Here is an 8840-nt window from a genome sequence, read left to right on the forward strand (position 1 = left end):
TGTTGGTCCAACGAGGAGTTTAAAGTTATTTGGAGGAGTTGGCAAGTGGCGTATTTAATTTATGTATGCCCTACGGGCCATACATAAATTAAATGCCAATCCCTACATTATTAGTTTGCCATAAACATCTTCTTTGGATTGCAGAAAAGTTTCAGCCAGAACATATTGACGGAATAAAAAAATTGCTACTAAAAAATCGACATAAGTATATTAATTTTTATGCAATTGAGATCCAACCAGAGGTAAAAAAACGAATTGAAGAGCTGAATAACACTTGCTACTTCTTAGATGTATGGGATGCAATTGATTCAATAAATGAAATTGCGGTAAAGTTTAAGGTGAAAGATAAAGAAATTCGGATGCCCGAAACACATATTGGTAGAGCTTTAATTGTGGAAAATCCTTATAATTTTGAGAATGATTATGATATTAAAAGGTATCTTTTGGAAAAGTTTTGTCAAAGGATGCCGTACTTTTACAACTTTCATTCCAGTAAAAAAAACTTACAAGGGAATAAACAATTAACATTTGGGGCGGGGATTGGGAATATAACGTACTTCTGTGAAATACCGAGTAAGAAACGAAAGGGCTTTGTTGTAGGTATTCGTTTTGAATGGTCTTTATTGGAAGTATACCGTCACTTTTTGGAGAAAAAGGAACTTTTAAAGGAGTGCATTTGTCCTGATATTTACTTTAAGGATAATGAGAGGACCGTAAACTATTTCACAAAGACTGAAAATTATAATATTCCTGAATCTACTGATCGGATTGCTGAAGTGTTAGAAAAGTTGATTTTGTTTTTTTCTCCATATACATATGGGGGAAAAATTAAAGACATTTTAGTGCAACCAGATGTAGGCTGACAGGAAATTAGGATAAAATGTTGGGATGACAAAGACCCCACTGATTTTATTCAGAGCGGGTCTTTGTCATCCCATTAATCTAGCTCTACTTCCCAATCGTCGGAATAATCATCACCCAATAGTTGTCGAATGTCTTTTTCTGTATTATCTTGATCCCTCTTCGTTTTGAGATATTCAAATTCCTGTTTTGAAACTAAGTATTTTCCCGAAACCAGTTGTTTTCCGGATATACGATTTTCCATAATCCATTTTTTTACAGTTTCACAATTAACTTCATAATAGTCAGCAACGGTCTGTATATCAATAAATTCAAAATCAAAATTGGGTTTTGGTTCATTTTTGTGATCACTATGCACATTATCATCGCCTTTCAAGTTAGCATCATTTTAATTATCCCATGATCTAAATGAATAAAACAACGGATAAGGAGTGTAGGGTATGAATAAAAAACAGGGTTAAGATCATGGACATTTGGATTGTATACCCGAGAATAAAGATAAAGTTCCTCCATAGTTAAAAAAGTAATATACTGAATTTATTGAAAAATTGTACCTTTTAAATGGGGTGTTAAGATTTTAATGAGGGTTAAATATGATTAAATAAAAGGGTGGGGATAACAAATGAGTAAAAAGACGGACATTATCAAAAGACAATCGCCAGATATTTGGCAGTGGGCCGGAACGACTATCAGTTCAATTATTTGTAGTGAGACACTTATTGATGACTTTATTGAAACTCAGAAACAGAAAATCGAAAATACAGGGATGGAACTACTGGATATACATGTTTTTAAGTGGGAAGATTCTGTTTATCGTATGGCAACTATTGAATTCTTGATGAGGCCAAAACATGGCGAGTTTTCGCAGTCAGCATACTTTATATAATCTAAAATATTATTTCCAGTTTGGCTGATTGTTGATTTAACTACGATAAACATATGAAACATGAAGGGGTTACGAAATACGAGGAAAGGGGGAGTAGGGCTCATTGAATTTATTAAATATCATAAAGAACAACGATACTAATGAACTTGAAAGATATTTGAAAAAGCATGACGTAAACGAAGTGATTCAAGGACAAGATTTGCTGACCTGGGCTGTTTACTTGGGAAACTTGGGATTTACTAAGCTACTCATTGAGAAAGGGGCAATTGTAAACAAAAAGGATAGACTCGGTAGGGCACCACTTTCGATTGCGGCCTTCTTCGGCTTTGTTGATATTGCAAGATTGTTATTGGACAATAACGCCATAATTGATGCTATGTGCATGGACAGAGCCTATACAGGTTGGGAGGGACATATTCAAACTGATATTCTGGATTTGTTTCGAGAGCATGACTGGGACTGTGTTTATCTTGATGATCTACGGGATATTCCAGAGGGATTTACTGGTGCAAGAACTATTGAAGATGCAATCTACCTAATAGAGAATAAGAGGTTGCATATACTTTCGTTAGATCATGATTTAGGAATGGATGATAAGGGAAATCTCCTACCGACTGGTTATGATCTAGTCAAATATATTTGCCAAAAAGGTCTAAGACCTGCTAACAAGATTCATATTCACACGGATAATGTTGTAGGTCGAGAAAATATGTACCAAACCCTTATTGCAGCACAAAGAAGGGGCTTTATTGATGATGACATTGAGATTTACCATTATCCTCTCACAGCAAATAGATATTCTGGGGGTAGTTTTTAAAGGTAAGTTGTTAAAATGAAAAGGCCCTCCCTGAGTTTATTCAGAGCGGGTTTTTTGGTATTTCCGTACAAAATCAAGTAAACATTGACTCACGAGGTCTTTTTGGCGAAGATGAGGAAATTGGATAGAACATAATTCTGTGAACTGATCATAAATGCTAACATTGACTTGGAAGGACTTACTTGCGGTTTTGCAGGATGGATCATACACTACGGGATCTAAAATTAATTGGTTTTGATGTACCACCAATAGTTTTTTCAATTCATCTAAGTGTTCTTCAAGGAAACTCAATGTTTCATTCAATTCTTCCACTTTATTTGTCCCTACCTGTAGATATTGTTCATATTCCTCTAAGCTCAATAGCTTTTCGTACCTTTTGCTAGTTTGATTGTATTGGTAGTTACCGTTGTCACGCATGATTTTTGTGAAGGCAGAATATGGGATTCCAACCTTCTCACTAGCGTTCTTTAGATGGTCTTTCTCCTCTTTTTCTAACATTTGGTTCACAGTTCTTAACTTTTCATTCATTGATAAACTCATGAATTCCTCTTGGTTCATCTACATCACTCCTTTGGTTTTGTATGACTTTTCCCTATATCTTTATAGTAGATTCCTAGAAATGAAATATTCCAGTTTTCCATTTGGTAGTTATGTTAGGCAACATTCTTGCTTATAATAAGAGGTTCACAAATAGCAGAGGGTACTGAGCGATTTGTCAGTAACGAAAAGAGGAGGAGAAAGCAATGAGTCATAAGGAACAGAGAATGGATAGGATTAATAAGGCTGTAGAAGATTTTGGGGGATTTCTGTATGAATATCGTTTGACACATCATCTTTCTTTACAAGAAATGTCTGAAATAGTCGGTTGCTCAGCATCGTACATTTGGCGTATAGAAAAGTACAAGAGATTTCCCGAGATGGACACTACGCTAAGAATGCTACTGGCATTGTGGTCGATGGAGGAAATCTATATGTATTTGCGGGAGATTGTTACAAGGGAGAGAAAAGCTAATTGAACGGAGATAGAAAAGGCTACTGACATGCGGCTCAAAGGTCGATTTCAGTAGTCTATTTGTTTTCTAAATGAAATGAACAAGCTGTAGTCATTCAGTGATGAAAATTCAAATAATACAATAACCCCTCCCTTTTTTGCAACCAAAATCTACTTTTCAATATTGAATTGTATAGATGCTTTGCTGAATTGGTGTGATAAAATTGAATTAGACATTAATATTAGTATATGGTGTTTTGGAGGCTTGGAGGGATTAAGAAAATGGAAGAGACAATTGGCTATCATGTAAGTCATTCATTCGATAAAATTATCCGAAATCTGGAAGGGAAGGAAATGGAACAACGTGATCGAGGGACACTTTTCGAGCTGTTGGTTACAGCTTATTTGAAAAAGGAACCTATGTATGCACGTTTATTTGACGAAGTCTGGATGTTAGCGGATGTTCCGGAAGAATATGGCATCCCTAAAAAGGATACAGGTGTGGATTTAGTTGCTCGTAAAAGGGAAACCGGTGAATTAATTGCTATTCAATGTAAGTATTACTCAAAGGATACAACAATTCAAAAGTCACATATAGATTCATTTTTAAATGAAGTAGGAAAGAGCTATTATACAGAAGGGATTGTTGTCACTTCAACTGATAAGTGGAGTAGTAATGCAAACGATGCTTTATTAGATCGTGACAAAAACATTGCTCGTATTGGGTTGTCTCAATTACGTGAAAGCGAAATTGATTGGTCGCAATTTTCTTTTGAGAAGCCGCAAACAATTGAATTAAAATCACCTAAACAACCACGTACTCACCAGATTCCTGCCATAGAGGCGGTAGTAAATGGATTTGAAACGGTTGACCGTGGGAAGCTGATTATGGCTCCTGGAACGGGAAAGACCTATACTTCAATGGTAATTGCTGAAAGAATGGCAGAGAAGAAGAATGGTACATTTAGAGTGCTATACCTTGTACCTAGTATTCAGTTGCTGTCTCAATCATTGAGAGGATGGACTGCTGATTCTAAGTATCGTGAAAATATGGATACTTTTGCTGTATGCTCTGATCGGAAGGTTACAAAGAAAACCAAAGGTGAAAATGAGTTTGAAGATATTGCAGCGGCAGACTTAGGGTATCCAGCTACAACTGATTATCATAAGTTACTGGAACGTCAGAGGGTTATTGATTCAGCGGATACACAAAGCAAATTCTTAGTGGTTTTTTCAACATATCAGTCCATTGATGTAATCATTGACGCTCAGAAAAATGGGTTCTATGAGTTTGATTTGGTTGTTTGTGACGAGGCCCATCGTACAACTGGTGCAACTGAAGCGGGTAAAGAAGCTAGTGCTTTTGTGAAAGTGCATAGTGATAATAATATTAAGGCTAAGAAGCGTTTGTACCAAACGGCAACTCCACGTATTTATGGGGAAGATGCTAAGCAAAAAGCAGATGAAATGTCTGTTGTAATTGCAGATATGAATGACGAAACTATTTACGGTGAAGAGTTTTATCGTATTGGATTTGGAGATGCGGTTAATAACGGGATATTAACTGACTATAAAGTAATGGTTCTTGCGGTTGATGAAGAGATGATTGCTAGAAGTTTTCAAAACATGTTGGCGAATAAACGTGACACAGAACTTGAATTTGATGATGTAACAAAAATTATCGGTTGTTGGAATGGTTTAATTAAACGCAAGAGCAACTCTAATGTTATTTCAGCCAACCCTATGAAACGTGCAATTGCTTTTGCTGGAACGATACGTGAGTCAAAATTGATTAAAGACATGTTTACTGAAGTGGTGGATATGTATATAAACACCTCTGGAGACCAGAGAGAACCTGTGCGTGTAGAAATAGATCATGCGGATGGTTCAATGAATGCTTTGCAAAAGAATGAGAAGATCTCTTGGCTAAAAGGAGAGGTTCCACCAAATACGTGTCGTATTCTATCAAACGCACGTTTCCTTACAGAAGGTGTAGATGTACCTGATTTGGATGCTGTTATGTTCCTAAAACCTCGTAAATCACGCATTGATATTGCACAAGCAGTAGGACGTGTAATGCGTAAGGCACCAGGTAAGGATTATGGATATGTAATTCTCCCAATAGGCATTCCAGCAGGAGTGGATGAAAATAGTGTATTAGATAAAAATGAGAAGTATCAGGTAGTTTGGGATGTCCTGAATGCTTTGCGTTCTATAGATGAACGATTTGATGCTACGATTAATAAATTGGAATTAAACAAGAAAAAACCTGAACAGTTACAAGTAATAGGTGTAGGTTCTGCACCTGATGAAAGTGAAGGCGGATTTACCGTAGCGGAACCAGAAGCAGAACAATTGGCTCTTAGGCTCGATGAAGAAGACTTTTCTGACATTGAACGAGCCATTTATGGAAAGATTGTAAAAAAGGTAGGAAATGTACGTTATTGGGAAGATTGGTCTAAAGATGTTGCAGAAATTGCACAACAACATATGATGCGTATTCGTGTGATGTTGGAAGATACAAATAGTGAGGCCTATTGGGCATTCCAAAAGTTCATTTCAGGACTACGCCACAATATTAACGGAGCTATTTCAGAGCAACAAGCGATTGAAATGTTGGCACAGCACTTAATTACAAAACCAGTATTTGAAGCGTTATTTGATTCATATAGCTTTGCGGTGGATAACCCTGTTTCACAAGCAATGGATGCTGTTTTGAATGTTATGGATAAACAAGGACTTATGAAGGAACAAGAACGACTGGAGAATTTCTATGAGAGTGTTCGTGTACGTGCTGAAGGAATTGATAACCTTAAAGCAAAACAGGACATTATCATCCAATTATACGATAAATTCTTTAAAGTTGGATTTAGAGAAACAACAGAACGCTTGGGAATTGTGTTTACGCCTGTTGAAGTGGTAGATTTTATTATACATTCAGTTGAGGATGTATTGAAGAAACATTTTGGTAAATCAATAAGTGATGAAGGGGTTCACATCCTTGATCCATTTACTGGTACAGGAACATTTATTGTCCGATTAATTCAAAGTGGATTGATTTCTAAGGAGGATTTACTACGTAAGTACACTCAAGAACTTCATGCAAATGAAATTATATTGTTAAGTTATTACATTGCTGCAATCAATATTGAAGAAACCTTCCATTCTATTATGAAAGGTGACTACACGCCATTTAATGGTATCGTTTTGACGGATACGTTCGAAAGTACGGAGAAAGAGGATTCTTTTGAGGACGAATTGTTTGGAGAAAATAATGAACGGCTTGAACGTCAACGTAAAGAACCAATTTTCGCCATTATTGGAAATCCCCCTTATTCTGCTCGTCAAAAGAGCGAAAATGACAATAATGAAAATGTTGCTTATCCTATATTAGAAGGGCGAATTGCAGATACTTATGCTAAGTATTCAAAAGCTAATGCCCTCCATACATTATATGACTCATATATTAAAGCGTTTCGTTGGTCAACAGACAGATTAAAAAATATGGGAGTAGTTGGATTTATTACGGCGAGTTCATATATTGATAAGACAAGTACCGATGGACTACGAAAGTGTTTGCATGAGGATTTTAATTATCTGTATGTTTATAACCTTCGAGGTTCAATTAGAGGGAAATCTTCGAAAGAAGCGAAGGCAGAAGGACAGAATGTGTTTGACATTTTAACTGGTGTAGCAATAATTATTATGGTGAAAGATGGTAGTTCGAATCACAAAATATATTATTCTGATATTGGGGATTTTTTAAGTAAAAAGCAAAAACTTGATAAACTGAGTGAGGAAAAAAGTATTTCAAATGTAGCCTGGAAGGAAGTAATACCTGATTCCAATAATGATTGGATAAATCAAAGGGATGAAGATTATTTAAGATTTAAAGAATTACAAGGCCAATCGGATTCTGTGTATAAGTATAAATCATTGGGAATACAAACAAAAAGAGATAAGTGGGTCTATAATTTTTCAAAATCAACACTCATGGATTCTATAGGCAGAATGGCTACGAATTATAACGATGATGTACACCGTTTATCTAAAATAAAGGACAATAACGAGAAACTATCTAATATTACGCTTGATGAGTCTAAAATTAGCTGGAGTGATGAGTTGAAAAGAAGACTTATCAATGGAGAAACTATTACAGTTGATGAAAAGAAAGTAGTATTATCTCAATATAGACCATTCACTAAAAAATATCTTTATTATGACCGATCGGTTATCGCCCGTCCAGGAAAATTTGATTCTCTATTTGCAGTGCCTAATAAGGTAATTATGGTTTCGGGACCAGGAGCAAGAAAGGGTTTTTCTGTTTTAGTAACTGATAAAATTCCTGAATCTGCATTAATCGACAATGGGCAAGTATTTCCAATTCATTTAGGAGTCACTGATAATAATCTTTTTGCGGACCAATCTTTTAATGCAAATAATCCAATCAAAAGTAAGTTATCAATAAACGATGAAGAACTATTAGCTTATATTTATGCAATTCTACATTCTAAAGAATATAGAAAAAGATATGCTAACGATTTAGCAAAAGGTCTCCCGAGAATTCCGGTACTAAAAAATAAAGAAAAATTTATTGAAATCGGGAAAAAACTTGTTGATTTACACATAAATTATGAAATGATTGAACCATATCCTGATGTTGTAATTGAAGGCAAAGCGAATCCTTCGTACAAGGTTAAGAAGATGAAACATCCTAAAAAGGGAGTGTTAGAAAAGATTGTGTTCAATACCGACATTACCATCTCGAATATCCCTGAGAAGGCATATGAGTATGAGGTAAACGGACGTCCAGCAATCGAATGGATCATTGATCAGTATCAGGTGAAAACGGATAAGAAATCAGGAATTGTAGATGATCCTAATCTATACTCAGAGGATGAAAAATATATTTTTAATTTGCTATTACGTATAATTAATGTATCTGTTCAAACGGTGGATTTGATAAACAGTTTTCCACCATTAGAAATTGTTGAATAGAGTGTTGAACCTAACGAAATAGATGAAAGGAGATCGGTATCTATAATGCCGGTCTTTTTTCGTGTATAAAAAACTCGTTTTCCATTTTTTACAAATGGAAAATTGTTGAAACCATAAAGGAAAGGTAGGAAATATACCTTATAATAATGGTATAAAAAACTGTTTATGGCAAACTAAAAATGTAGGTTATGGCACTTCTTTTATGCATGGCCTATAGGGCTATGCATAAAAGAAAAAGCCACTTGCTAACAACTCAATAATTAACTACACTTCCTGTTGGACCATTA

General features: G+C 35.5%; 7 protein-coding genes. 5 read left to right on the plus strand and 2 right to left on the minus strand.

The annotated features are described in order from the left end of the window. Positions 1-182 precede the first annotated feature (182 nt). Complete coding sequence (locus KI363_RS21085) at positions 183-863, plus strand: hypothetical protein (RefSeq protein ID WP_246516984.1); 681 nt, start codon at positions 183-185, stop codon at positions 861-863. A gap of 74 nt (positions 864-937) precedes the next feature. Here KI363_RS21085 and KI363_RS21090 read toward each other — a convergent pair whose 3' ends face one another. Beyond that, positions 938-1219 (minus strand): hypothetical protein, encoded by a 282-nt coding sequence (locus tag KI363_RS21090; protein ID WP_246516985.1) that lies wholly within the window; start codon positions 1217-1219, stop codon positions 938-940. Positions 1220-1483: 264 nt separating this feature from the next. Between KI363_RS21090 and KI363_RS21095 the strand changes: the two genes are divergently transcribed. Next, on the plus strand, positions 1484-1747 hold the full coding sequence (locus KI363_RS21095) for a hypothetical protein (protein WP_212967558.1): 264 nt from the start codon (positions 1484-1486) through the stop codon (positions 1745-1747). 103 nt (positions 1748-1850) lie between these two features. Continuing rightward, the gene (locus KI363_RS22450; protein WP_212967559.1) at positions 1851-2564 is read left to right on the plus strand and encodes an ankyrin repeat domain-containing protein; all 714 of its coding nucleotides are present in this window, start codon (positions 1851-1853) and stop codon (positions 2562-2564) included. A gap of 36 nt (positions 2565-2600) precedes the next feature. On the opposite strand, the gene KI363_RS21105 is transcribed toward KI363_RS22450, so the two are convergent. Further along, a complete protein-coding gene (locus KI363_RS21105; protein WP_212967560.1) occupies positions 2601-3122 on the minus strand; it encodes a hypothetical protein in 522 nt (173 codons plus the stop codon). A 185-nt stretch (positions 3123-3307) separates the two neighbouring features. Here KI363_RS21105 and KI363_RS21110 point away from each other — a divergent pair, with 185 nt between their 5' ends. After that, entirely contained in the window at positions 3308-3580 is a 273-nt protein-coding gene (locus KI363_RS21110; protein WP_212967561.1) for a helix-turn-helix domain-containing protein, read from the plus strand. A gap of 257 nt (positions 3581-3837) precedes the next feature. Further along, positions 3838-8553 (plus strand): DEAD/DEAH box helicase, encoded by a 4716-nt coding sequence (locus KI363_RS21115; protein WP_212967562.1) that lies wholly within the window; start codon positions 3838-3840, stop codon positions 8551-8553. Positions 8554-8840: the final 287 nt, after the last annotated feature.

Origin of the sequence: Lederbergia ruris, assembly GCF_018332955.1 — a bacterium.
GTDB classification, from domain to species: domain Bacteria; phylum Bacillota; class Bacilli; order Bacillales; family Bacillaceae_C; genus Lederbergia; species Lederbergia ruris.